At 74.6% G+C, this 23,935-nt stretch carries 22 protein-coding genes and 1 pseudogene; 13 read left to right on the forward strand and 10 right to left on the reverse strand.

Annotation, left to right across the window (positions count from 1 at the left end):
• Nucleotides 1-503: pseudogene (locus tag HLV61_RS13015) on the forward strand (hypothetical protein); the annotation flags it as partial.
• A gap of 21 nt (nucleotides 504-524) precedes the next feature.
• Here the strand turns inward: HLV61_RS13015 and HLV61_RS13020 are convergent.
• Entirely contained in the window at nucleotides 525-956 is a 432-nt protein-coding gene (locus tag HLV61_RS13020) for a DUF2795 domain-containing protein (RefSeq protein ID WP_369256039.1), read from the reverse strand.
• 8 nt (nucleotides 957-964) lie between these two features.
• Nucleotides 965-1,174, reverse strand: a complete 210-nt coding sequence (locus tag HLV61_RS13025; RefSeq protein ID WP_369256041.1) for a DUF2945 domain-containing protein — start codon at nucleotides 1,172-1,174, stop codon at nucleotides 965-967.
• Nucleotides 1,175-1,544: 370 nt separating this feature from the next.
• On the opposite strand from HLV61_RS13025, the gene HLV61_RS13030 reads away from it, so the two are divergent.
• The 6 genes from HLV61_RS13030 to cysD all read left to right on the forward strand — a co-directional run bounded on the left by HLV61_RS13030 (nucleotide 1,545) and on the right by cysD (nucleotide 7,247).
• A complete protein-coding gene (locus tag HLV61_RS13030; RefSeq protein ID WP_369256043.1) occupies nucleotides 1,545-2,372 on the forward strand; it encodes a siderophore-interacting protein in 828 nt (275 codons plus the stop codon).
• Nucleotides 2,373-2,488: 116 nt separating this feature from the next.
• Nucleotides 2,489-3,217, forward strand: a complete 729-nt coding sequence (locus HLV61_RS13035) for a response regulator transcription factor (protein WP_369256045.1) — start codon at nucleotides 2,489-2,491, stop codon at nucleotides 3,215-3,217.
• 29 nt (nucleotides 3,218-3,246) lie between these two features.
• A complete protein-coding gene (locus HLV61_RS13040; protein ID WP_369256047.1) occupies nucleotides 3,247-4,890 on the forward strand; it encodes a sensor histidine kinase in 1,644 nt (547 codons plus the stop codon).
• Nucleotides 4,880-5,593: a PaaI family thioesterase gene (locus HLV61_RS13045; RefSeq protein WP_369256049.1), complete on the forward strand. Its 714-nt coding sequence runs from the start codon at nucleotides 4,880-4,882 to the stop codon at nucleotides 5,591-5,593. The genes HLV61_RS13040 and HLV61_RS13045 overlap by 11 nt, the downstream gene beginning before the upstream one ends.
• Nucleotides 5,590-6,315, forward strand: coding sequence for an inositol monophosphatase family protein (locus tag HLV61_RS13050; RefSeq protein WP_369256051.1), 726 nt, complete (start codon nucleotides 5,590-5,592; stop codon nucleotides 6,313-6,315). Before HLV61_RS13045 ends, HLV61_RS13050 begins: the two co-directional genes overlap by 4 nt.
• Nucleotides 6,316-6,338: 23 nt before the next feature.
• A complete protein-coding gene (cysD, locus tag HLV61_RS13055) occupies nucleotides 6,339-7,247 on the forward strand; it encodes a sulfate adenylyltransferase subunit CysD (RefSeq protein WP_369256053.1) in 909 nt (302 codons plus the stop codon).
• On the opposite strand, the gene HLV61_RS13060 is transcribed toward cysD, so the two are convergent.
• The gene (locus tag HLV61_RS13060) at nucleotides 7,201-7,443 is read right to left on the reverse strand and encodes a hypothetical protein (RefSeq protein WP_369256055.1); all 243 of its coding nucleotides are present in this window, start codon (nucleotides 7,441-7,443) and stop codon (nucleotides 7,201-7,203) included. The two genes, cysD and HLV61_RS13060, sit on opposite strands and share 47 nt — an antisense overlap.
• Before the next feature lie 100 nt (nucleotides 7,444-7,543).
• On the opposite strand from HLV61_RS13060, the gene HLV61_RS13065 reads away from it, so the two are divergent.
• Complete coding sequence (locus tag HLV61_RS13065) at nucleotides 7,544-8,857, forward strand: sulfate adenylyltransferase subunit 1 (protein WP_369256057.1); 1,314 nt, start codon at nucleotides 7,544-7,546, stop codon at nucleotides 8,855-8,857.
• A gap of 13 nt (nucleotides 8,858-8,870) precedes the next feature.
• On the opposite strand, the gene HLV61_RS13070 is transcribed toward HLV61_RS13065, so the two are convergent.
• The 3 genes from HLV61_RS13070 to HLV61_RS13080 form a co-directional block, all read right to left on the reverse strand.
• A complete protein-coding gene (locus tag HLV61_RS13070; RefSeq protein ID WP_369256059.1) occupies nucleotides 8,871-10,232 on the reverse strand; it encodes a cytochrome P450 in 1,362 nt (453 codons plus the stop codon).
• Nucleotides 10,233-10,333: 101 nt separating this feature from the next.
• Nucleotides 10,334-10,507 (reverse strand): hypothetical protein, encoded by a 174-nt coding sequence (locus HLV61_RS13075; protein WP_369256061.1) that lies wholly within the window; start codon nucleotides 10,505-10,507, stop codon nucleotides 10,334-10,336.
• A gap of 59 nt (nucleotides 10,508-10,566) precedes the next feature.
• Nucleotides 10,567-10,965 carry an ATP-binding protein gene (locus HLV61_RS13080; RefSeq protein ID WP_369256063.1) on the reverse strand — a complete coding sequence of 133 codons (399 nt, stop codon included), beginning with the start codon at nucleotides 10,963-10,965 and terminating at the stop codon, nucleotides 10,567-10,569.
• 211 nt (nucleotides 10,966-11,176) lie between these two features.
• Between HLV61_RS13080 and HLV61_RS13085 the strand changes: the two genes are divergently transcribed.
• Entirely contained in the window at nucleotides 11,177-11,581 is a 405-nt protein-coding gene (locus HLV61_RS13085) for a hypothetical protein (protein ID WP_369256065.1), read from the forward strand.
• Nucleotides 11,582-11,611: 30 nt separating this feature from the next.
• Here the strand turns inward: HLV61_RS13085 and hrpA are convergent, their stop codons facing one another.
• Nucleotides 11,612-15,604 carry an ATP-dependent RNA helicase HrpA gene (gene hrpA / locus HLV61_RS13090; RefSeq protein WP_369256067.1) on the reverse strand — a complete coding sequence of 1,331 codons (3,993 nt, stop codon included), beginning with the start codon at nucleotides 15,602-15,604 and terminating at the stop codon, nucleotides 11,612-11,614.
• A 232-nt stretch (nucleotides 15,605-15,836) separates the two neighbouring features.
• Between hrpA and HLV61_RS13095 the strand changes: the two genes are divergently transcribed.
• Complete coding sequence (locus HLV61_RS13095; protein WP_369256069.1) at nucleotides 15,837-16,358, forward strand: MarR family winged helix-turn-helix transcriptional regulator; 522 nt, start codon at nucleotides 15,837-15,839, stop codon at nucleotides 16,356-16,358.
• The gene (locus HLV61_RS13100) at nucleotides 16,355-18,238 is read left to right on the forward strand and encodes an MDR family MFS transporter (protein WP_369256071.1); all 1,884 of its coding nucleotides are present in this window, start codon (nucleotides 16,355-16,357) and stop codon (nucleotides 18,236-18,238) included. Before HLV61_RS13095 ends, HLV61_RS13100 begins: the two co-directional genes overlap by 4 nt.
• Before the next feature lie 163 nt (nucleotides 18,239-18,401).
• Here HLV61_RS13100 and HLV61_RS13105 read toward each other — a convergent pair whose 3' ends face one another.
• Complete coding sequence (locus HLV61_RS13105) at nucleotides 18,402-19,577, reverse strand: zinc-dependent alcohol dehydrogenase (RefSeq protein WP_369256073.1); 1,176 nt, start codon at nucleotides 19,575-19,577, stop codon at nucleotides 18,402-18,404.
• Entirely contained in the window at nucleotides 19,574-20,047 is a 474-nt protein-coding gene (locus HLV61_RS13110) for a hypothetical protein (RefSeq protein ID WP_369256075.1), read from the reverse strand. The genes HLV61_RS13105 and HLV61_RS13110 overlap by 4 nt, the downstream gene beginning before the upstream one ends.
• 92 nt (nucleotides 20,048-20,139) lie before the next feature.
• On the opposite strand from HLV61_RS13110, the gene HLV61_RS13115 reads away from it, so the two are divergent.
• Complete coding sequence (locus tag HLV61_RS13115; RefSeq protein WP_369256077.1) at nucleotides 20,140-21,933, forward strand: acyl-CoA dehydrogenase; 1,794 nt, start codon at nucleotides 20,140-20,142, stop codon at nucleotides 21,931-21,933.
• A gap of 93 nt (nucleotides 21,934-22,026) precedes the next feature.
• On the opposite strand, the gene HLV61_RS13120 is transcribed toward HLV61_RS13115, so the two are convergent.
• Nucleotides 22,027-22,212 carry a hypothetical protein gene (locus tag HLV61_RS13120; protein WP_369256079.1) on the reverse strand — a complete coding sequence of 62 codons (186 nt, stop codon included), beginning with the start codon at nucleotides 22,210-22,212 and terminating at the stop codon, nucleotides 22,027-22,029.
• Between the two features lie 199 nt (nucleotides 22,213-22,411).
• Here HLV61_RS13120 and HLV61_RS13125 point away from each other — a divergent pair, with 199 nt between their 5' ends.
• Nucleotides 22,412-23,926, forward strand: coding sequence for an MFS transporter (locus HLV61_RS13125; RefSeq protein ID WP_369256081.1), 1,515 nt, complete (start codon nucleotides 22,412-22,414; stop codon nucleotides 23,924-23,926).
• Nucleotides 23,927-23,935 lie beyond the last annotated feature (9 nt).

A 23,935-nucleotide genomic window follows, 5' to 3' on the forward strand; every position in this document is an offset into this window, starting at 1 on the left:
AGGCCACCCAGCAGAAGGCCGACGCCGCCATCGGCGCCGTCCAGGCCACCCAGCAGAAGGCCGACGCCACGATCGGGGCTGTCGCGGCCATCACCGACCGCGCACAGGGGACGGTGGAGCGGGCGGAGGGCGCGGTCGGCGGAGCCGAGGGGCTGGTCGGGCGGATCGACCCGCTGCTCGCCGCCTACGAGGAGCCGCTGTCCCGCCTGGTGCCGTCGGTGCGCCGGCTGGCCGAGACGCTCGAGCCGCACGAGGTCGAGGCGCTGGTCACCCTCGTCGACCGGCTGCCCAGCCTGGTCACCCACCTGGACGAGAGCATGCTGCCGGTGCTCGAGTCCCTCGGCGACGTCGGCACCGACGTGCACGACCTGGTCGACACGATGCAGGACATCCGCGAGGTGGTGAAGGGCTTCCCCGGCTCCAAGCTGTTCCGCCGGCGCGGCCGTGAGGAGATCGCCGAGGACGGGAACGGCGAGGAGGCCCAGGAGCGCACCGGCTCCTGAGCCCCCTGCGGGTCCTGCCGGTCAGGTCTCGGTCGGGTACCCCAGCGCGCGGGCGACGTCGCCGATCCGCTCGTAGGTCTCGCCCTCCGGCAGCCGCTGGAGCTCCTCGACGATCGCGTCGGGCGCCCGGTGGTCGAGTGCGGCCTCCACCAGACCGGGTCCGTCAGCGGGGAAGTCGGCGCGCACCAGCCAGCGGGCCAGCTCGGCACGGGCCACCACGGCGTCCTCGGTCATGCCGACCGGCACACCACCGATCAGCGTGCTGTTCGGACTCGTCGCGGTGTCCGGCTCACCTTCTGCGACCGGCTCGACCTCGCGGAACTCCTCGGACCGCGTGGCGTGGCCGGACTTGAGCATCCCCTGGATCTCGTGCTCGAGCTCCTCGTCGACCCGGGGGCTGTGCTTGTCACTGCGGGAAGACACTCCGGCGAAGCGGTCGTCCATCTCGCTCATGGTTCCTCCTACTTCTCGTCGAGCGCGGAGGGCTTGTGCACCGCCGTCTTGCCGCTCTTGTCGCTCTTCACCTCGTACTGGGGGTCGTCGGAGCTGGCCTTCACCTTCCGGCCGCCCGCCTCCGTCTCCTCGGTGATCTTCTTGGTGACGGTCCCCTCCACCGTGTTGCCGTGGCTGTTCCAGGTGACGTGGTCACCCTTCGCGAAGTCGTCGGCCATCTGTCGGACCTCCGTGGTCGTCCGGCACGAGCATCGAGTGGTGCCTCCCCGGTGCCCGGCGTCCATGGCACACACACATGGCACACACACATGGCGCACACACGTGGAGCCACCGGGTGACCCTCGGGCCGCCGGGCGACGGAGATCACCCGCACCGGAGGGGGGATCACCCGCTCGTGCGGTGGCAGGACCGCTCCCATCACGTAGCGTGGCCGACGACGGGGAGCGATCCGGCGAACCTGCTGCTGAGAGTCGAGCAGCGGTCACGTTAAGTGACACGACCCGTCCTCGATCGCCGGCCCGGTCGACCCCATTCCCCCGGGGTCGGCCGGGTCGGCCCGTTCCATCGCCGGTCCCTACGCTCGCCGCCGTGACAGAACCCGCCGGCAGTCGGCCCTCGGGCGGTCCTCCCGCGAGCGGGGACCACCTCCCGGGCAGCCCCCGGCCCGTCGACGTCCTCACCGTCGTCTCGGTCACCGACGTCACGCCGTCGGTGCGCCGCGTCGTGCTCTCCGGGACGCCGGACGCCGTCGCCGCGGCCGGGCCCACCGTCAACCTCCTGGTGCCGCGGGTGGACGACCCGGACCCGCGCTGGCCCGCCGTGGCGCGCGACGGGCGCATCGTGTGGCCGGCCGGGTCGCACGGCATCAGCCTGCGCAGCTACACCGCCCGCCGGCAGGACCCCGGCCGCGGCGAGGTGGCCGTGGACTTCGTCCTGCACGGTGACGGACCGGCCGCCGCGTGGGCCGGCGCTGCGGCTCCCGGCGCACTCCTCGGGGTCGCCGGGAGCGGTGCGCTCGGCGACCGCCCGGCCGGCACGCTGCTCCTCGCCGGGGACGAGACGGCGCTGCCCGCGATCAGCCGCATCCTGGCCGCGGCCGACCCAGCCGCCCGCGGCGTCGCCCTGGTCGAGGTGGCCGGCCCGGAGGAGGAGCAGTCCCTGGCCGCACCGCCGGGGGTCGAGGTGCGCTGGCTGCACCGCGGCGGCACGCCCCCGGGCGAGGGCACGCTGCTCGCCGACGCCGTCGCCGCGCTGGAGCGACCGGCCGGCGACGACGTGTTCGCCTGGGTGGCCGCCGAGTCCGCCGCCGTGCGCGCGGTGCGCGCCGACCTGCGCGGCCGCTGGGGACTCACGCGCGCCCAGCACCACGCGATCGGCTACTGGCGGCGCGGCCGCGCCATGGCACCGTCCGGGTGACGTCCGCGGGGACGGCCACCCACAGGGAACCCACAGGTAACGTCCAGTGCGACCGCAGCCCGGGCGCGGACCCTCGGGACATGACGGCAGCAGCCAGGCGTCCGACGGGAGTTGTCGTGACGGGAGCCCGCAGCGCTCGACCCACCGCGCCGGAGGCGCGGCTGCTGGTCGTCGACGACGAGCCCAACATCCGCGAGCTGCTCTCGGCGAGCCTGCGCTACGCCGGGTTCGAGGTGGCGACGGCGGGCGACGGGCAGCAGGCGCTCGCCCTGGCCTCGACCTTCCGCCCCGACCTGCTGGTGCTCGACGTCATGATGCCGGGCCTGGACGGCTTCGGCGTCGTCCGCCGCCTGCGCGAGAGCGGCCGGCACATGCCGGTGCTGTTCCTCACCGCGCGCGACGCGGCCGAGGACAAGGTCTCCGGACTCACCCTCGGCGGCGACGACTACGTGACCAAGCCGTTCAGCCTCGACGAGGTCCTCGCCCGCATCCGGGCGGTGCTGCGCCGCAGCACCGGACAGCAGCGCGCCGTCGGGACCAGCCGGCTCACCTTCGCCGACATCGAGCTCGACGAGGAGTCGCACGAGGTGGTGAAGGCCGGCCAGGTCGTGAGCCTGTCCCCCACGGAGTTCAAACTGCTGCGCTACCTCATGGCCAACTCCGGGCGGGTGCTGTCGAAGGCACAGATCCTCGACCACGTGTGGAACTACGACTTCAACGGCGAGGCCAACGTCGTCGAGTCCTACATCTCCTACCTGCGGCGCAAGGTGGACACCACCGAGCCGCGCCTGCTGCACACCATCCGCGGGGTGGGCTACACCCTGCGGCTGCCCCGCGGCGCGTGAGCGCACGCGCCGGGCGCTCAGGAGCAGTCGTGCGCAGCGGTCCCCGCCTCCCGCGGGTGCCGCTGCGCATCACGCTGGTCGCGGTGCTGCTGGTCCTCGTGACGCTGGCGCTCGTCGCCACCGGGGTGACGGCGACCTCCCTGCTCAAGCGCTACCTGGTCGCCCAGCTCGACCAGCAGCTCGAGGACTCGGTCCGCGGGATGCGGAACTCCGAGGCCGTCCGGGCGATCTGCTACCGCGGTGCGGGTCAGCGGCTCGTGGACCCCGACGAGTACCTGGCCTGCGTCGTCCCCGGCAACCAGGACCCCATCGTGGTCTCCGGTCCGCTCCGTGTCGATGAGCTGCCCGACCTCGACGCCGACGAGGCGGCCGACATCGCCGCCCTCACCGCGAGTGCCGGCGGTCCGCGTGGCGGGCGCGGCGGCCCCGGCGGCCCGACGGCGCAGACCGTGGCCTCGGGCGACGGCGACACCTACTGGCGGGTCGCGGCCGTACGGCTGCCCGACGGGACGACCGTCGTCGTCGGCGTGGACCTCGACCGCGACGACCGGGTGATCACCCAGCTCGTGCGCATCGAGCTCGTCGTCGGGCTGGTCGTGCTGGGCGCGCTGGGCGTGACCGGGTACTGGCTGGTGCGCAGCAGCCTGCGACCGCTGGCCGGGGTGGAACGCACCGCCCAGGCGATCGCCGCCGGTGACCTCTCCCAGCGGGTGCCCGCCGGCGACGACCGCACGGAGGTCGGCCGGCTGGCGCAGGCCCTCAACGGGATGCTCTCCCGGATCGAGAGCGCGTTCCGGTCCCAACAGGCGTCCGAGGAGCAGGCCCGGGCGTCGGAGGAGCGGATGCGCCGGTTCGTCGCCGACGCCAGCCACGAGCTGCGCACCCCGCTGACCTCGATCCGTGGGTTCGCCGAGCTGTACCGCCAGGGCGCCGTCACCAGCTCCGAGGAGGTCGCCCGCCTCATGCAGCGCATCGAGAGCGAGGGCGGCCGGATGGGTGTACTGGTCGAGGACCTGCTGCAACTGGCCCGGCTCGACCTGCAGCGGCCGCTGAGCATCGCTCCCGTCGACCTCGCCGAGGTCGCCGGCGACGCCGTCCACGACGCGCACGTCCTGCAGCCCGACCGGCCCGTCGCGCTGCACGTCGACGACTCCCTCACCGAGATCCCGGTCGTCCTCGGCGACGAGGCCCGGCTGCGCCAGGTGGTGGGCAACCTGGTGACCAACGCGCTGGTGCACACCCCCGAGACCGCCCGGGTGACCGTGTCGATCGGCGAGGACACCAGCGACGGCGGCGACCGGGTGGTGCTCCGGGTGGCCGACGAGGGTCCCGGCCTGGCGCCCGGGGACGCCGCCCGGGTGTTCGAGCGCTTCTACCGCGCCGACTCCTCGCGCAGCCGGGTGGCCGGGGGGTCGGGGCTCGGGCTGTCGATCGTCGCCTCGCTGGTGGCCGCACACGGCGGCGACGTGCACCTCGACACCGCGCCCGGACGCGGCGCGACCTTCACCGTGCGACTGCCCCGCTCCGGCCCCGAGCTGCCCGACGGGGTCCCGGGCGGTGCTCCCGGTGGTGCCCCGGGCAGTGCGCCGGCGACCGGCGGATGGGGCCAGCCCGGCGGTGCCCCCGGCCGGCCGGCCACCCCTGCGGGGCTACCGTCCGCGGGTGAGCACTGATCCCGGAGGAGCCCCGTACGACGCCGTCCTGATGGACGCGGTCGCCGACCTCGGCGGGGCGCTGCGCGGCCTGGTCGACGCCTCGGTGCGCACGTCGGTGCCGGCCGCCGAGCTGGCCGACGTCGCCGCGGTGGTGCGCGAGGTGACCGGCCGGCTCACCGCCGCGGTCCGCCCGCCCGGCCGGCTGTCCGAGCTCGACGACCCGGTGCGGTTCCGCCGCGTCTACAACCCGGTGACCGGGGTGGGCAGCGCCTTCGCCCCGCCGCTGCGGCTGCGCGAGGAGCCCGGCGGCGTCGTCGGTGAGGCGGTCTTCGGCCTGGCCTACGAGGGACCGCCCGGGTACCTGCACGGCGGGATGAGCGGCCTGGTGATGGACCAGGTGCTGGGCGCCGCGACGATCCGCGCCGGCCTGTGGGGCATGACCGCCCGGCTGGAGCTGGACTACCGCCGCCCGGTCCCGCTGGACACCCCCGTCGTCTGCCGCGCCCGGGTGACCGAGGCCGGCGGCCGCAAGTCCGTCGTCAGCGGCACGATCGCGTTGCCCGACGAGCCGGACCGGCCGCTGGTGGAGGCGCGCGCGGTCTTCGTCCTGCCCCGCGAGGAGCTGCGCGCCGAGTACTTCGCGCAGGTCACCGACGCCTCCGGCCGGCACGCGCCGCCGTCGCGACCCACGGACGCCACCGCCCCCGGGAGCGGGGAGTGAGGGACGTCGAGGTCGCCGCCGCCGCCGCGCGGGCGGCCGCGGACGTGCTCGTGCGGCTGCGCGCGGGCGGGCTGACCGGGCGGGCGCTCGGCGACGCCGGCGACGCCGCGGCGCAGGAGGCGATCACCGCCGTCCTCGCCGCCGAGCGTCCCGACGACGTCGTCTTCAGCGAGGAGGCGGCCGACGACCGCAGCCGCCTGGAGGCCGGGCGGGTGTGGATCGTCGACCCGCTCGACGGCACCCGCGAGTACGGCGAGACGGACCGGTCCGACTTCGCCGTGCACGTGGCGCTGTGGGCCGGCGGGACGCTGACGGCCGCCGCCGTGGCGCTGCCCGGCGTCGGGGAGGTGCTCGTGACCGACCCCGCCCCGGCGCTGCCGCCCGCGGTCGTCCGGGCGCCGCGCATCGCGGTCAGCCGCACCCGCCCGCCCGCGCAGGCCGACGCCGCCGCCGGCGCGGTGGGCGGCGAGCTGGTGCCACTGGGCTCGGCCGGGTTCAAGGTGACCGCGGTGGTGCGCGGCGAGGTGGACGCCTACGTGCACGCCGGCGGGATGTACCAGTGGGACTCCGCCGCGCCGGTCGCCGTCGCCCTGGCCGCGGGGCTCACCGCGCTGCGGCTCGACGGGTCGCCGCTGCGCTACAACGAGCCCGACCCGTGGCTGCCGGACCTGCTGGTGTGCCGTCCCGAGCTGGCCGCCGGCCTCCTGGCCGCCGTGCGCTGATCGGCGTGACGGACACTGGGCGGGTGACGACCCCCGACTACCGGCTCACCCAGCTGGAGACGCTCGAGGCCGAGTCGATCCACGTCATCCGCGAGGTGGCCGCCGAGCTCGAGCGCCCGGTGCTGCTGTTCTCCGGCGGCAAGGACTCGATCGTCATGCTGGAGCTGGCGCGCAAGGCGTTCGCGCCGGCGCGCATCCCGTTCCCGGTGATGCACGTGGACACCGGGCTGAACTTCCCCGACGTCCTGGAGTTCCGTGACGAGCGGGTCGCCGAGCTCGGCGTCGAGCTGGTCGTCGCCTCGGTGCCCGAGGCGATGGCCCGCGGCCTGGTCAGGGAGGAGCCCAACGGCTCGCGCAACCGGATCCAGACGCCGGTGCTGCTCGAGGCGGTCGAGGAGCACGGTTTCACCGCGCTGTTCGGCGGCGCCCGCCGCGACGAGGACAAGGCCCGGGCCAAGGAGCGGGTGTTCTCCTTCCGCGACGAGTTCGGCCAGTGGGACCCGAAGAACCAGCGCCCGGAGCTGTGGGACCTCTACAACGGCCGGATCCACCTGGGTGAGTCGATCCGCGTCTTCCCGCTGTCGAACTGGACCGAGCTCGACATCTGGCAGTACATCGCGCGCGAGGGCATCGAGATCCCCGCGCTGTACCTCGCCCAGGAGCGGGAGGTCGTCGAGCGGCAGGGGATGCTGTACGCCGTCAACGAGTTCGTCCGCCCGAGCGACGGCGAGCAGGTCTTCCGGGAGACCGTCCGCTACCGCACCGTGGGCGACGCCAACCTCACCGCCGCGGTGCGCTCGCAGGCGACGACGGTCGCCGACGTCATCGCCGAGATCGCGGTGACGCGGATGACCGAGCGCGGCGCCACCCGCGGCGACGACAAGGTCAGCGACGCCGCGATGGAGGACCGGAAGAAGGAGGGCTACTTCTGAGCGGACGCGCTCGCGCGCGCCGCCGGCGGTACCAGCGGAGCAGCACGACGACGGTGACGGCGAGCAGCAGGAACCCGGCCGGCCAGGCCACCGCCTCGGGCGCGGCGATCCCCAGCGCCTCCGCGACGACGTAGGCGACCGCGTACCCGGCGACGACGACCAGCAGCACCGGCACGAGGAAGACCAGCCCGCCCACGCCCGCTCCTCCCCGCAGGCCCGGTGGCGCCGCTCACACCAGCGTCCCCCGTTCCGGCCCCGGCCGCCGCGCCCCTGACCGGCGGGGGAGGATGGAGGCCATGTCCGAGCAGTCCGCCGTCGACGTCCACTCCCCCGCCGCCGAGCAGGCGGCCGAGTTGGCGACGGCGCGCAAGGACATCATCCGCATCGCCACGGCCGGGTCGGTCGACGACGGCAAGAGCACGCTGATCGGCCGGCTGCTCTACGACAGCAAGGCCGTCTACGAGGACCAGTACGCGGCGATCGAGCGGGCCAGCAAGGGCGACTTCGTCGACCTGGCGCTGCTCACCGACGGCCTGCGCGCCGAGCGCGAGCAGGGCATCACCATCGACGTCGCCTACCGCTACTTCAGCACCCCGCGGCGGACGTTCGTCCTGGCCGACACCCCCGGCCACGTGCAGTACACGCGCAACATGGTCACCGGCGCCTCCACGGCCGACCTGGCGATCGTGCTGGTCGACGCCCGCAAGGGCATGCTCGAGCAGAGCCGGCGGCACGCCTTCCTCGCCTCGCTGCTGCGGGTGCCGCACCTGGTGGTCGCGGTGAACAAGATGGACCTCGTCGACTGGTCGCAGGAGACCTTCGAGGCCATCAGCGACGAGTTCAGCGCCTTCGCCGCGCGGCTCGACGTCCCCGACCTGACCGTCGTCCCCATCTCGGCGCTGCACGGCGACAACGTGGTCACCCGGTCGGACAGGGCGCCCTGGTACCAGGGGCCCTCGCTGCTGCACCACCTCGAGCACGTGCACGTGGCCTGCGACCGCAACCTCGTCGACGTCCGCTTCCCGGTGCAGTACGTCGTCCGGCCGCAGTCCGACGCGTTCCACGACTACCGCGGCTACGCCGGGACCGTGGCCAGCGGCGTGCTCCGCCGCGGCGACGAGGTGCAGGTCCTGCCCAGCGGCCTGACGACGACGGTCGCCGGCATCGACGGCCCGCGCGGCCCGGTCGACGAGGCCTTCGCCCCGATGGCCGTGACGGTGCGCCTGGCCGACGACCTCGACGTCTCCCGCGGCGACCTGCTGTGCCGCCCGGGCAACGTGCCGCGGGTGACCCAGGACCTCGACGCCCTCGTCTGCTGGATGGCCGACGAGCCGCTGCGCCCGCGCCAGCGGCTGGCGGTCAAGCACACGACCCGCACGGTGCGCGCGGTGGTCAAGGAGCTGACCTACCGCCTCGACGTCAACACGCTGCACCGCGACCTGGAGGCGGACGTGCTCGGCCTCAACGACATCGGGCGCGTGAAGCTGCGGACCACCCAGCCGCTGTTCGTCGACGACTACGACCGCAACCGGGTGACCGGCCGGTTCATCCTCGTCGACGAGGCCACCAACGCCACGGTCGGCGCCGGGATGCTCCCGCCGCACCGCTGACGTCCGGGCCCCCTCAGTCCAGGCGGACGGGGAGGGTCTCGAAGCCGCGGAGGGTCTGCAGGTCGCGGCGGACCGGGCGGCCGGCCACCCGCAGCCGCGGGAAGCGCTCGCCGAGCACCCGCAGGCCGACGACGCCCTCGAGCCGGGCGAGACCGGCACCCAGGCAGTAGTGGATGCCCCCGGAGAAGGCCAGGTGGTCGCGGGCGTTGGCGCGGGTGACGTCGAAGCGGGCCGGGTCGTCGAACACCGCCGGGTCCCGGTTCGCCGCGCCCAGCAGCAGCGTGATCCGGGTCCCGGCCGGCAGCGGCGTCCCCGCGACCTCGGTGTCGCGGGTGGTGCTGCGGCCGGTCAGCTGCACCGGACTGTCGTGGCGCAGCACCTCCTCGACCGCGCCGTCCCAGCCCGCCGGGTCGGCGCGCAGGGCGTCCCACTGGTCGCGGTGGGCGTCGAGCAGGACGACGGCGTTGCCGAGCAGGTTGACAGTGGTCTCGAAGCCCGCGCCGAGCAGCAGCATGACCGTGGCGTGCAGTTCGCGCTCGGTCAGCGCCTCGTCGTCGGGGAGGGTGACCAGTCGGCTGACCAGGTCCTCGCCGGGGTCGCGGCGCAGCCGGGCGAAGTGCCCGCGGAGGAAGGCGTGCATGGCGCGCAGCCCGCGCTCGGCGGCCAGGTAGCGGCGCAGCGGCAGCCCGGGGTCGAGTGTGGCGGCCGCCGCGGCACCCCAGCGCAGGAAGTCCTCGCGCCGCTCCGCAGGGACGGCGAGCAGGTCGGCGATGACGAGCACCGGCAGCTGCGCGGCGTAGGCGTCGACCAGGTCGACGACGTCGTCGCGGCCGGCCAGCCGGTCGAGCAGGGTCTCGGCGGTGCGCTGCACCATCGGCTCGGAGGCCAGCGTGGCGCGCGGCGTGAAGGCCCGGCTCACGAGCCGGCGGAAGCGGGTGTGGTCCGGCGGGTCGGTGACCAGCATCGACGGCGGCTCGGCCACCCCGGTGGCGTCCAGGTCGTCGCCGAAGCGCAGGGCCCACCGGATCAGCGCGGGCGCCTGCGAGCGGTCCCAGCCCACCCCGGCGGCGTCCGAGCGCAGCACCTCGGTGGCGACGGCGTGCGAGGTGGTCACCGGGCCGAGGGCGCTGCGGGGGAGCGGCCCGCGGGCGCGCAGCTGCTCGTAGAGGTCGTGGGGATCCTCGCGGGACGCCGGGTCGCGCAGCAGGCGGCCGACGGGGTCGCCCCGGCGCGCGGCGCGGGCGAGGTAGACGGCCGGGAGCCCGTGGCGCACGGCGTAGCGGGCGGCCGTTCGCACCGGCCGCAGCAGGCGCAGCGGCGCGGGTCCGGCCGGGGAGCCGGCGGCCCGGGCCGGGCGCGGGGACGTCGTCGTCACGGGCACCTCCCGCCGGGCCGGTGCCGGGCGGTGGAAGGACCCCGGCCCCTCACCCCTCGCACGCTCGGGTGAGCCCCGGGCCGGGGCCGACGGTCGGTCTCCTAGGCGTCGCTGTCCGGCGGCGCGGGCGTCTGGCTCGCGTCGCCGTCCCAGTCCTTGCCGGCCTTGTAGGCGTGACCCGAGGCGCTGTCGGTCTGGCCGGCGACGGTCTCGACCATCTCCTCGTCGGACAGGCCCTCGCCGGCTGCCTCGGTCTGGCTGGTGGGCTCGCTCATCCTGTCTCCATCCGTCGAACGGCGTCGGTCTCCCCAGCCCTCCCCGGACGGCCCGGCGGTCAAACTCCGGAGCCCGGCCCGGACGAGAGCACGAACCACACGCGCTTGCCGCCGTCGGCGTCCTCGACGCCCCAGTGGTCGGCGATCGCGTCCACGATCTGCATCCCCCGGCCCCGCGGCTGGTCGCCGCGCAGCTCCCCCACCACGGGGCGGATGGCCGAACCGTCGGACACGGCGATGCGCAGCCAGCCGTCGGAGTACTCGAGCTCCAGCGCCAGCGGCCCGTCCCCGCCGGCGTGGTCGACGACGTTGGCGACGACCTCGGTGACCAGGAGCGCGACGTCGCCGGTGTCCTGGGGAGCGCGCCAGGCCCGCAGCACCTCGCGGACGAGGTGGCGGGCCACCGGGACGCTGCGCGCCGACGGAGGCAGGTCCACGCGCGCGGTGAGTGTCGACATCGTCCCTCCTGCAACCGGCCGGCGGCAGGTTGGTCGTGTCCAATTCGATCGAGGACGACCCTTCCAGCATCGGGTCGCGAACGCAACGCCCGTTGCAGGCATGTCGCCGTTGCACGTCACAGCTGTTGCATGCAACGCCCGTTCAGTATGATGGTGCACAACCGATCTCCGTCGGCGGACCGACCCGCCGGCACCGCAGGAGGGAGTCCCGGTGCCCGCAGGTCCGACACGCACCTCCCCCACCACGCCCGGCGACACCGCGGTCGCGGCACTGGAGCGTCTCGTGCGCGAGATCGACCGGTGCGCGGACGAGCTCGAGGAGGCCCGGACGCGCGCCGAGCAGCTGCTCGCCCGGCGCCGCTCCGGGGAGAGCTGGCTCGACATCGTCTCCGGCGAGACGCGCCCTCTCGTCGTCGAGCGCATCTCCACGGTGCTGTCCGCACTGGCCGGCGCCGGGTCGTCCTGGCGCCGCGCCCAGGCGCGCGCCCTGCAGGCGGAAGAGGTCAGCATCAACCGGATCGCCGCGATGTTCGGCGTCACCCGCCAGCGGATCTCGGCCCTGCTCCGCGACCGGCCGGGGCCCGTGGGCGACACGCTCGAGGACCCGCCCGCCTGAGCCGGCCGGGAGCCGACCAGGCGGTCAGTGCTAGGCCGTCAGGGCGTCGATGGCCTTGTAGACGCGCTGCTCCGAGATGGGCCGCGGCGTGCCGAGCTGCTGGGCGAACAGGCCCACGCGCAGTTCCTCGAGCATCCAGCGGATGCGGACGACCGGGTCGTCCGGCGCCCCCGTGGGCGGCACCTGGCGCCGCAGCTGCTCGTACTCGGCCGTGGCCGCGGCGACCTGCTCGGTCCACAGCGCGTCGCGCACGGCGTTGGCGGGGAGCTTCTCCAGCCGCAGCGCCATCCCCCGGAGGTAGCGGACGAGGTCGGGGAGCCGCCGGCGGCCGGCGTCGGCGACGAAGCCGCGGTGCAGCAGGCCGGCCATCTGCCGGCGCAGGTCGGCGACCGCGGCCTCGGGGACCCGCCGGCCCGGCGCGGCACCGATGGCGACGGCGACCTCCCGCGCCTGGGTCAGCACCGCCTCGACCCGCCGCACGGCGTCCTGCGTGATCGGCAGCAGCTGCTGCTTCGCCGTCGCCACGAGTGCGGTGAAGGCGGCCTCGTCGCGCGGCGGTCCACCGGCGGCGGCGAGGAGCTCGTCGGCCGCGGCGTCGACGCAGTCGTCGACCAGCGCGGGGATCTCGCCGTCGGGGTTGAACTGCAGCGCCAGGCGGCTCCTGGGGCCGAGGCCCTTGACCACCTGCCGGGCCGGCGAGCCCGTGGCGAGCACGAGCAGCCGGCGGGCGCCGCGCCAGGACAGCCGGGTGGCCTCGGTCTCGGTGGCCACCACCCGCACGCCGGCCGTCGCCCCCTCGTCGACCAGCGCCGGGTACGCGGTGACCACGTGACCGCCGCGACGCACCTCGACGGTGCGCGGCAGCTCGCCGATCGTCCAGGCGGTGAGCCCGGTGCGCTCGAGGTCGGAGGCGGCGCGAGCCAGGCTCGCGCGGCTGGCCGGGGCCACCTGGGCGCGCAGCGAGCCGAGCTCCTTGCCCCGGGCGAGCTCCCGCCCGCCGTCGTCGAGCACGCGGAACGTCGCCCGCAGGTGCGCGGGCACCTCCGCGGGCGCCCAGGCGTCCGGCGGGACGACGACGGCCGCGGACCGCCGCAGCTCGCGCTCCAGCGCCGGGAGCAGCGGCTCGGCCGGCTCGATCCGCGGCAGGACCTCGCGCACGCGGTCGGGGATCGGCACCAGTGCCCGGCGCAGCTGCTTGGGCAGCGTCCGGAGCAGCGCCGTCACCAGCTCCTCCCGCAGCCCGGGGACGGTGAAGGCCAGCGACTCCCCCGACGTCCGCTCGGCGACGGTGTCGAGCACCGCGAGCGGGACGTCGACGGTGACGCCGTCCTGCGGGGTGCCGGGCGCGAAGGCGTAGGACAGCGGCAGGGTCAGCCCCTGCGTCAGCGGCACCTCGTCCGGGAAGTCCTCGACGCGCACCTGCCCGGCCGCGGCCGCGTTGGTGAGCATCTCCGGGGTGAAGGTGAGCAGGTCCGGCGTCGCGCGCCGCGCGGACTTCCACCACCGGTCGAAGTGCCGGGTGGAGACGACGTCGGCCGGGATCCGCGCGTCGTAGAGCTCGAACAGCGTCTCGTCGTCGACCCGGATGTCGCGGCGGCGGGCGCGCTCCTCCAACTCGGCGACCCGCTCGATCGCGTGCTGGTTGTCGGCCCAGAACCGGTGGTGCGTCGTCCACTCGCCCTGCACGAGCGCGTGCCGGACGAACAGCTCCCGGGAGACGACGGGGTCGATCGAGCCGTACTGCACGCGCCGGCCGACGACCAGCGGGATGCCGTACAGCGTGACGCGCTCCGTGGCGACCACGGAGCCGCGCTTGGCGTCCCACCGCGGCTCGGAGTACTCGCGTTTCACCAGGTGTGCGGCGAGCCGCTCGACGTCGTCGGGGTCCACGCGCGCGACCGTGCGGGCGAACAGCCGGCTGGTCTCCACGAGCTCGGCGGCCACCACCCAGCGCGGCGGCTTCCTGGCCAGCGGGGTGCCCGGGGCGATGACGAACCGGGCACCGCGGGCGCCCAGGTACTCACGCCCGCCCCGGCGCCGGGGCGCCTCCTTGCCGCCGCCGCGGGGGTCCTCCACCTGCAGGCCGACCTGGGACAGCAGCCCGGCGAGCAGGGCGACGGAGATCCCGCGCTCGTCGGGCTCCGCGGCCAGGGAGCCGGGGGTCATGCCCAGGCGACGGGCGGTGCTGCGCAGCTGCCCGTGCAGGTCCTGCCACTCGCGGATGCGCAGGTAGTGGAGGAACTCGCGCTTGACCGTGCGGCGGAACGCACTGCCCGACAGCGCCTCCTGCTGCTCGGTCAGGTACCGCCAGAGGTTGAGCAGCGTGAGGAAGTCGGAGTGCTCGTCGGCGAACCGGCCGTGCACCTCGTCGGCGGCCTGCTGGTGCTCGGCGGGCCGCTCGCGGGGGTCCTGGATCGTCAGGCCCGCGGCGACGACGAGCACCTCCTCGAGGACGCCGCGCCGGTCGGCCTCGACCACCATGCGGCCGAGCCGGGGGTCGAGCGGGAGCTGGGCGAGGGCGCGCCCGGTGTCGGTGAGCCGCGCGTCGGCGTCCAGGGCGCCGAGCTCCTCGAGCAGGGCGCGCCCGTCGGCGATCGCCCGCCGGTCCGGCGGGTCGACGAACGGGAAGTCCTCGACCGCGCCGAGGTCGAGCGCGGCCATCTGCAGCAGCACCGAGGCCAGGCTGGTGCGGAGGATCTCCGGGTCGGTGTACTCGGGCCGGCCCTCGAAGTCCTCCTCGGTGTAGAGGCGGATCGCGATGCCCTCGGCCACGCGGCCGCAGCGGCCCGAGCGCTGCCGCGCCGACGCCTGGCTGATCGGCTCGATGGGCAGCCGCTGCACCTTCGTCCGCGCGCTGTAGCGGGAGATGCGCGCGGTACCGGGGTCGACGACGTAGCGGATGCCGGGCACGGTCAGCGAGGTCTCGGCGACGTTCGTGGCCAGCACCACCCGGCGGCCCGTGTGCGGCTGGAACACCCGGTGCTGGTCGGCAGCCGACAGGCGCGAGTAGAGCGGCAGCACCTCGAGGCCGGGGAAGCGGTCGGTGAGGGCGTCCGCGGTGTCGCGGATCTCGCGCTCGCCGGCGAGGAAGACCAGCACGTCCCCCGGGCCCTCGTGCGCCAGCTCCTCGACGGCGTCGCCGATGGCGGTGACCTGGTCGCGGTCGGGATCGGCGGCCGGGTCGCCCTCGGGGGCGTCGGGGTCGACGACGGGGCGGTAGCGGACCTCCACCGGGTACGTGCGGCCGCTGACCTCGACGACGGGCACGTCGGCGCCGTCGACGGAGCCCCGCCCACCGTCACCGAGTCCTGTGAAGTGCTTGGCGATCCGGTCGACGTCGATCGTGGCCGAGGTGATGACGACCTTGAGGTCGGGCCGGCGCGGCAGCAGCTGGGCGAGGTAGCCCAGCAGGAAGTCGATGTTGAGGCTCCGCTCGTGCGCCTCGTCGACGATGATCGTGTCGTACTGGCGCAGCAGCCGGTCGCGGGCGATCTCGGCCAGCAGGACGCCGTCGGTCATGAGCTTGACCAGCGTGCCGTCGCCCACCTGGTCGGTGAAGCGGACCTTCCAGCCCACCGCGCCGCCCAGGGGCGTGTCGAGCTCCTCGGCGATCCGCTCGGCCACGGTGCGCGCGGCGATGCGGCGCGGCTGGGTGTGCCCGATCCGGCCCCGCACGCCCCGGCCGAGCTCGAGGGCGATCTTGGGAAGCTGCGTCGTCTTGCCCGAACCGGTCTCGCCCGCGACGACGACGACCTGGTGCTCGCGCAGGGCGGCGGCGATGTCGTCGCGGCGGGCGCTGACCGGCAGCTGCTCGGGATAGGTGATCACCGGGAGGGCGGCCCGCCGGCGCGCGATGCGCTGCTCGGCGGCGGCGACGTCGGCCTCGATCTTCTCGAGCGCGCGCCCCCGGGCGGCGTCGTCCCGGGTGCGCCGCAGACCCTCGAGCCGCCGGCCGAGCCGGTGCTCGTCGTCGAGGGTGAGTCCGGCCACGCGCGCGCGCAGGTCGTCGAGCGGGGTGCTCACGCGCGTCTCCTCCTCGTTCGCCAGTGGACCGGCCGCACGGCGCACCGGCACGGGGACGCCATGGGGACGACCGGCCTGCCCGGCGGTCGCCCCCGCCCAGGGTCCCACCGTGGTCCCCCGGCCGGACGTGCGCCGCCTCACTTGCATGCGGCCTGCAACTATTTGCTTGCTCCCGACAACAGGTTGTACGGTGCACGTGTTCCTGTCCCGCCTCGTCCGCCCCGGAGGACCCGTGCCCTCTCCTGCCGCTCCGGGTCCGACCGCGGACGCCGGCGACCGGGAGTGTGAACTGCGCACCCTCGGCGAGCAGCTCCCGCGTCTCATGCGCGTGGTCCACGCGGTCAAGGCGCAGGCCACCGAGGGCCGTGACCGCGCCGCACTGGTCCTGATGTTCCCGCTGGTCCGGGTGGGTCCCCTCCGGCAGGGCGCCCTCGCCGACCTGGTGCACGCCGACCCGTCCACCGTGAGCCGCCACGTCGCCGTCCTCATCGAGCAGGGGCTGGTGCGGCGCGTCGCTGACGCGACCGACGGCCGGGCCAACCTCCTCGTCGTCACCGACGCCGGACGCGAGGCCCTCGAGCAGCTCCGTGCCGAGCGCGAGGCCCATCTGGCCCGGGTGACGGCGGACTGGTCCCCGGAGGACCTCCGCACGCTCACCTCGCTGTTCGCCCGCTTCGTCGACGACCTCGCCGCGTCCCTCCCCACCGAGCCCACCGCCGTGCCGGCCGCCCCGTCCCCGAGAGAGAGCCCATGACCCAGACCTCCCGCACCAGCGCGGCCGAGCGCCGGGACGCCCGTGTGGCGGCCTCGGCCCCGGCCGAGGACGGCGGCTTCACCCACCGGCAGATCCTCACGATCATCGCCGGTCTGATGGTCGCGATGTTCCTCGCGGCCCTCGACCAGACGGTCGTGGCCACGGCGATCCGCACCATCGCCGACGACCTGCAGGGCTACGACCTGCAGGCGTGGGCGACGACGGCGTTCCTGATCACCTCGACGATCAGCACCCCGCTCTACGGCAAGCTCTCCGACATCTACGGCCGGCGGCCCTTCTACCTGTTCGCCATCGGCGCCTTCGTCGTCGGCTCGGTGCTCTGCGGCCTCGCCGACTCGATGTACCAGCTCGCCGCCTACCGGGCGGTCCAGGGCATCGGCGCCGGTGGCCTCATGTCGCTGGCCCTGGCGATCATCGGCGACATCGTGCCGCCGCGGGAGCGCTCCCGGTACCAGGGCTACTTCATGGCCGTCTTCGGCACCTCGAGCGTCCTCGGCCCGGTCATCGGCGGGTTCTTCGCCGGCCAGGACACCCTGCTCGGTCTCGACGGCTGGCGCTGGATCTTCATGGTCAACGTGCCGCTCGGCGCCCTGGCGTTCGCCGCCGTCTTCCGGGTGCTGCACCTGCCGCACGAGCGCCGCGACCACCGCATCGACTGGCCCGGCGCGCTGACCCTGGTCACCTCCATCGTGCCGCTGCTGGTCATCGCCGAGCAGGGCCGCATCTGGGGGTGGACGTCGACCCGCGCCCTGGTCTGCTACGCCATCGGCGCCGTCGGTCTGGTCCTCTTCCTGCTCGCCGAGCGGGCCTACGGCGACGAGGCGCTGCTGCCGCTGCGGCTCTTCCGCAACCGCAGCTTCAGCATCGCGACCGCCGGCAGCGTCGTGGTGGGCGCCGGCATGTTCGGTGGCCTGCTGCTGCTCCCCCAGTACCTGCAGATCGTCCACGGCTCGAGTGCCACCGTCGCCGGCCTGCAGATGATCCCGCTGGTCCTCGGCATCATGATCGGCGCGATGAGCTCCGGCATCACGATCTCGAAGACCGGCAAGTACCGGGTCTTCCCGCTCGCCGGCACCGTGCTGATGACCGGGGCCCTCGTCTCACTGTCCTTCGTCGTCGGCGCCGAGACGTCGATCTGGGCGCTGGTGCCCTTCATGGTGCTGCTCGGTGTGGGGCTCGGTTTCAACTTCCAGCCGGCGGTCCTCGCGGTGCAGAACGCCGTCCCGCCGAGCGAGATGGGCGTGGCCACCTCCTCGGTGACCTTCTTCCGCCAGATGGGCGCCACGATCGGGACCGCCGCGTTCCTCTCCGTGCTGTTCAGCCGCCTGCCGGTGGACATCGAGGAGTCGGTGGCGACGGCCGCCGCGTCGGACCCCCGGGTCGCCGAGGCCCTGCAGAGCGGTCAGCTCCCGGCCGGCGGCGACCTGTCGGACACCTCGTTCGTCCAGGACCTCCCCTCGTTCCTGGCGCTGCCGTTCAAGACCGGCTTCTCGAACTCGATCGACCTGGTGTTCCTGATCGCCGCGTGCGCGGCGGCGCTCGGCTTCCTCGTCTTCCTGTTCCTGCCGCAGCTGGCGCTGAGTGACAAGTCGGGCATCCAGGCGCGCCAGGCGGCCAGCCAGACCGCCGGCGACCCGGACGCCGAGGACGCCGGGGAGCAGGCCACCCAGGCCGTGGGTGCCGCAGCCCCGACGTCCACCCCGCCGCCCGCGGGCCGGCCCGGGGACGCCGCCGTCACGAAGGGCGAGGGACACCGGCGGCGGCACGCCGGCCGGCACGAGGCGCACGGCCAGCCGAGCGGGCTGGCGTCCGTCCCCGCCGACCACCTGCGGGACGTCGCCGGCCGTCGCCGCGACTGACCCCGCGCACGACGGAGGCCCCTCCCGGACCCGCGGGAGGGGCCTCCGTCGTCCGCCGTCGTCGATCCGTGGGCAGCAGGAACGGCCATCTCTGCCGGTCCTCGGTCCGATCCGGTCGTGATCGACCCGGCCGGGCGGCAGGAACGGCCATTCCTGCCGGTCGTCAGCCGTGGGGGAGGAAGACGGCGCGGACGCAGCCGTCCTCCTTGTCCTTGAACATGCGGTAGCCGCGCGGCGCGTCCTCCAGCGGCATCACGTGGGTGGCCAGGTGCTCGGTGGTCAGCTCGCCGCGGGCCATGTGCCCGAGGATCCGCGGCATGTAGCGCTGCCCGTGCACCTGCGCCCCCCGCAGCGTCAGCCCCTTGTTCATGGCCGCGCCCAGCGGGAACTTGTCCACCGGCCCCGCGAAGACGCCGAGCACGAACACGCTCCCGCCCTTGCGGCAGGCCATGATCGCCTCGCGGACGGCGGAGGGCCGGTCGGTCTGCAGCCGCAACTGCTGCTTGACCTGGTCGTACACGCCCTGGACGCCGGTGCTGTGCGCCTCCATGCCGACCGCCTCGATGCAGACGTCCGGCCCGCGGCCGCCGGTGCGCTCGCGCAGCTCGGCCATGACGTCGGTGGTCGAGTAGTCGACCACCTCCGCGCCCACGTGCCGCCGCACCTGCTCGAGCCGCTCGGTCAGCCGGTCGATGACCACCACCTGCTCGGCGCCCAGCAGCATCGCCGCCCGCGCGGCCATCTGCCCGACCCCGCCGGCGCCCCACACGGCCACCGTGTCCCCGGGCTTCGTGCCGGCCAGGTCCGCGCCCATCCAGCCGGTGGAGACGGCGTCGGAGGCGAACAGCGCCCGGTCGTCGCCGACCTCCTCGGGGACGACGAAGCTGCCGACGTCGGCGTAGGGCACCCGGACGTACTCGGCGTGCGACCCGGCGAACCCGCCCATCGCGTGCGAGTAGCCGAAGCAGCCCCCCGGGCTCTGGCCCCACAGCCCCTCGGTGATGCCCGGGTTCGGGTTGCCGTTGTCGCAGAGGGAGTACAGCTCCTGCCGGCAGTACCAGCAGTTCCCGCAGGCGATGAAGGAGTTGACGACGACGCGGTCGCCGACGCGGCGGTCCCGCACGCCCGGGCCGACCTCGACGACCTCGCCCATGAACTCGTGGCCCAGCACGTCGCCGGCGCGCATCGCGGGGACGTAGCCGCCGAGCAGGTGCAGGTCCGAGCCGCAGGTCGTCGTCCGGGACACCTTCAGGATGACGTCGCGGTCGTTGAGGATCGCGGGGTCGGGGACGGTCTCCACCGACACCTCGTCGACCCCGGCCCAGGTCGCGGCCCTCACAGCACACCCGCCCTCGGCGCCGCCTTCGCGGCCCCCTCCAGCGCGGCACCCTGCGGGGTGGCGGCGCGGGTCCCGTGCGGCTGCGGGTCCACCCGCAGCACCTCGCCGACCTCCAGCAGCGCCTTGGCCTCGCGGAGCGCGGCGCGCAGGTCGCCGATCTCGTCCTCGCCGGGCGTCCCGCGGTAGCGCGCCGCGAGCTCGGTGCCGCGGTCGCCGGGTGCCGGGGTCGTGCGCACCTCGATCCGGTCGCCGAGCGCGGCCAGGGGCGCGGGTAGGCCCGCGGCGTCGACGTCAGCCGGCTCGCGCAGCACCGTCACCGCCCGCCAGCGGCGCGCGGCGACCTCGGGGGGGTCGGTGGCCGAGGCCTGCCCGGCCCCGGGCACGCGGACGTGCTGCAGCTGCTTGAGCAGCGCCGTACCCGCATCGCCGGCCAGGGCGGTCGCCCGGCCGATCAGGTGGTCGATGTCCATGAGGGAGCTGCTACCCCCAGCCGGACCCGGCCTATCGTGGGCCGGTCGGGCAGCGCGCCCGCTCTCCCGCCGCCGTCGTCCGTGGAGGCCCCGTGTCCCCCAACCTCATCCTGTCGCCGCGCGACCTGGACTTCCTGCTGCACGAGTGGCTGGAGGTCGAGACGCTCACCAAGCGCCCGCGCTACGCCGAGCACTCGCGCGAGACCTTCGACGCGGTGATGGAGCTCGCCCAGCAGATCGCCACGGAGCACTTCGCGCCGCACAACCGCACGGCCGACGAGAACGAGCCCCGGTTCGTCGACGGCAGGGTCGAGATGATCCCCGAGGTCGCGCAGGCGCTGGCCGTCTTCCGCGAGTCCGGGATCATGTCCGGGACCTTCGACGAGGAGTACGGCGGCATGCAGCTGCCGCAGACCGTCGGCCAGGCGGCGTTCGCCTGGTTCAAGGCGGCCAACGTCGGGACGTCGAGCTATCCGTTCCTGACCATGGGCAACGCCCGCCTGCTGCTCGCGCACGGCTCGCAGGAGCAGAAGGACACCTACGTCCGCCCGATGCTCGAGGGCCGCTGGTTCGGCACGATGGCGCTGTCGGAGCCGCAGGCCGGGTCCTCGCTGGCCGACATCAGCACGCGCGCCGAGCCGCAGGACGACGGCTCCTACCGGCTCACCGGCAACAAGATGTGGATCTCGGCCGGCGACCACGAGCTCACCGAGAACATCGTCCACCTGGTCCTGGCCAAGATCCCCGGCGGCCCGGCCGGGGTGAAGGGCATCTCGCTGTTCGTGGTGCCCAAGGTCCTGGTGGCCGACGACGGCTCGCTCGGTGAGCGCAACGACGTCGTCCTGGCCGGGCTCAACCACAAGATGGGCTACCGCGGGACGACGAACACGCTGCTCAACTTCGGGGAGGGCGTGCACCGGCCGGGTGGCCGGGCCGGCGCGGTCGGGTACCTGGTCGGCGAGCCGCACAAGGGGCTCTCCTACATGTTCCACATGATGAACGAGGCCCGGATCGGCGTCGGGATGGGCGCGACCGTCCTCGGCTACACCGGCTACCTGCACGCGCTGGAGTACGCCCGCACCCGCACCCAGGGACGCTCGGCCAGCAGCAAGGACCCGTCCTCGCCGATGGTGCGCCTGGTCGACCACCCCGACGTGCGCCGCATGCTGCTGGCCGCCAAGAGCTACGCCCAGGGCGGGCTGGCGCTGGGCCTGTACTGCGCCCGCCTGGTCGACGAGGAGCGGACCGGCGAGACCGAGGAGGACCGCAGCCGCGCCCACCTGCTGCTGGACACGCTGACGCCGATCGCCAAGGCGTGGCCCTCCCAGTGGGGCCCGGTCGCCGACGACCTCGCCATCCAGGTGCACGGCGGCTACGGCTACACGCGCGACTACCCGGTCGAGCAGTTCTACCGGGACAACCGGCTCAACCCGATCCACGAGGGCACCAACGGCATCCAGGCCCTCGACCTGCTGGGCCGCAAGGTGACGATGCACGGCGGCGCCGGGCTGCGGCTGCTGGCCGAGACCATCGCCGCGACGACGGCCCGCGCCGCCGGGACGCCGTTCGCCGACCTCGCCGCCGACGTCGACGCCGCCGTCGCCCGACTGGTCGAGGTGACCGGCACGCTCTGGAGCACCGGCGACCCGGCGCTGGCCCTGGCCAACGCCACCGCCTACCTCGACGCGGCCGGCCACACCGTCGTCGGCTGGCTGTGGCTGGAGCAGGCGCTGGCCACCCGGGACGAGACCAGCGACTTCCACGAGGGCAAGCGCGCCGCGGCGCGGTTCTTCCAGAGGTGGGAGCTGCCCAAGGTGCACGCCTGGCTGGACCTGCTGGAGTCGCTGGACCGGACGGTGCTCGACACCCCCGAGGCCCACCTGTAGGCCGGAGGACCTCCGGACGCGCGCGCGCCCCGCAGCTCCCGGGAGGGAGCGGCGGGGCGCGGGTCGTCTCGGGACGGGCGCGTCAGACGGGGGTCACGCCACCTGGGCCATCCCCACGGGCTCGACGGCGACGCCGGAGGGAGCGGTCTCGCGGCGGGCCACGGTGCCCGCCGCCGCCCGCTCGCGCTCGTACCGCGCCGTCGTCGAGGTGCCCATCGCGATCACCAGGGCGGTCAGCACCAGGAACCCGACCAGGGTGACAGCAGGCCACAGCAACATCTCGAACGTCCCCTTGCTCGTCTCGTGCGCCGCCCGGCAGCAGGCCCGGCGGCTCGTCGTCTGGAGACTGTTTTCCCAGGGGATCGCCTTCTCAATCGTCGCAACGTACTGTTCACCTGACCGACTGTGACCGGACTCACCGTTGTGTCCTGCAACAACCCTTGCGTCGTCCAGGGCGAGCGCGTGGTGTCATCGACAGATGTCCTCCGGTGCCCAGGTCGCGACCCGCACCGGCTCCCTGACCGCTCCGACGCGGCCGGCGCTCCTGGTCCTGACCCTGTCCCTGGGTGTGACCACGCTCTCGCTGCTGCAGAGCCTCGTGGTCCCGGTGCTCGGTCCCATCGGCGAGCAGCTCGGCGTCTCGCCGGCCGCCGCCGGGTGGGTGCTCACCGCCAACCTGCTGGCCGCCGCCGTGCTGACCCCCGTGCTCGGCCGGCTCGGGGACACCCGCGGCGAGCGGCCGGTGATCCTGGGCATCCTGGTCGCCGTCGCGATCGGCACCCTGCTGGCGATCGTCACCCGCTCGCTCCCGCTGCTGATCGTCGCCCGGGTGCTGCAGGGCTCGTCGTACGGGCTGTTCCCGTTGTCGATCAGCGTCCTGCGCCGCGAGCTCCCGCCGGAGCGGCTCAGCGTCGCGATGTCGATCGTCAGCAGCACCCTGGGCGTCGGTGGCGTCGTCGGCCTGGTCGCCGCGGGCCTGCTCACGGGCGACGGCGGCGACTACCACCGGCCGTTCTGGATCGGCCTGGGCGTCACCCTCCTCACGCTGGTCCTCGCGGCGGTCCTGCTGCCGCGCCGCGCGCCCACGGCCGCCGGCCGGGTCGACTGGCTCGGCGCCGTCGTCCTCGGGATCGGCCTGGTGCTGCTCCTCCTGCCCGTGTCGCAGGGCAACACCTGGGGCTGGACCTCCCCGCTGACCCTCGGCTGCGCGGCCGGGGCGCTGGCCGTCCTCGCCGGCTGGGTCCTGCTGCAGGGCCGCCGCGCCCAGCCGCTGGTGCGCCCCGCGCTGCTGACCGACCCACGGATGCTCGTGCCCAACATCGCCGGCCTCATGACCGGCATCGGCCTGTTCGTCTCGTTCCTCGCCGTCATGCAGTACGTGCAGACGCCGCCCGGCGTGGCCGGCTACGGGTTCGGCGCGCCGGTCCTCGACGCCGCCGTCGTCTACCTCCTGCCCGGCGGCGTGGTCGGCATCCTGCTCGCGCCCCTGGCCGGGAAGGTCGTCGACCGGATCGGCGCGCTGCCCACCCTGCTCACCGGCGCGCTCAGCGGCGTGGCCGGCTTCGTCGTCTTCGCCCTGGGCCGGTCCGAGCCGTGGCTGGTCGTCACGGCGGGGCTGCTGTCCCAGGCGTGGGTGACCGTCGCCTACGCCGCGCTGCCCACGCTGGTGGTCCGGGCGGTGCGGCGGACCGAGACCGGCGTGGCCAACGCGGTGAACTCGATCGCCCGGTCGCTGGGCCAGGCGGTGGGCAGCACGCTGACCGTCGCCCTGCTCGGCGCCGCCACCGACCCGGCCACCGGCCTGCCGCGGGCCTCGGGGTTCACCCTCGTGGCCCTGCTCGGTGCCGGTGCCGCGGCCGCGGTCGCGCTGGTGAGCCTGGCCGGGATGGTGCAGGCGCGGCGCAGCGTGCGAGGTGACACCGACGACCTGCACGACGTCGAGCGGGCGACCGCCGGCGCCGGCGAGTGGTCGCCGGTCTCCGGCATCCGCTGACCCCACCCC

The sequence above is a fragment of the Geodermatophilus amargosae genome, assembly GCF_041028265.1.
In the GTDB taxonomy this organism is placed as follows: domain Bacteria; phylum Actinomycetota; class Actinomycetes; order Mycobacteriales; family Geodermatophilaceae; genus Geodermatophilus; species Geodermatophilus amargosae_A.

What these genes read in the sequence shown, in the direction of transcription:
- HLV61_RS13065 (WP_369256057.1), top strand. Translation starts at nt 7,544, where the DNA reads ATGTCCGAGCAGTCCGCCGTCGACGTCCACTCCCCCGCCGCCGAGCAG.
- HLV61_RS13110 (WP_369256075.1), bottom strand. Translation starts at nt 20,047, where the DNA reads ATGGACATCGACCACCTGATCGGCCGGGCGACCGCCCTGGCCGGCGAT.
- HLV61_RS13120 (WP_369256079.1), bottom strand. Translation starts at nt 22,212, where the DNA reads ATGTTGCTGTGGCCTGCTGTCACCCTGGTCGGGTTCCTGGTGCTGACC.
- HLV61_RS13100 (WP_369256071.1), top strand. Translation starts at nt 16,355, where the DNA reads ATGACCCAGACCTCCCGCACCAGCGCGGCCGAGCGCCGGGACGCCCGT.
- HLV61_RS13075 (WP_369256061.1), bottom strand. Translation starts at nt 10,507, where the DNA reads ATGAGCGAGCCCACCAGCCAGACCGAGGCAGCCGGCGAGGGCCTGTCC.
- HLV61_RS13025 (WP_369256041.1), bottom strand. Translation starts at nt 1,174, where the DNA reads ATGGCCGACGACTTCGCGAAGGGTGACCACGTCACCTGGAACAGCCAC.
- HLV61_RS13020 (WP_369256039.1), bottom strand. Translation starts at nt 956, where the DNA reads ATGAGCGAGATGGACGACCGCTTCGCCGGAGTGTCTTCCCGCAGTGAC.
- HLV61_RS13080 (WP_369256063.1), bottom strand. Translation starts at nt 10,965, where the DNA reads ATGTCGACACTCACCGCGCGCGTGGACCTGCCTCCGTCGGCGCGCAGC.
- HLV61_RS13125 (WP_369256081.1), top strand. Translation starts at nt 22,412, where the DNA reads ATGTCCTCCGGTGCCCAGGTCGCGACCCGCACCGGCTCCCTGACCGCT.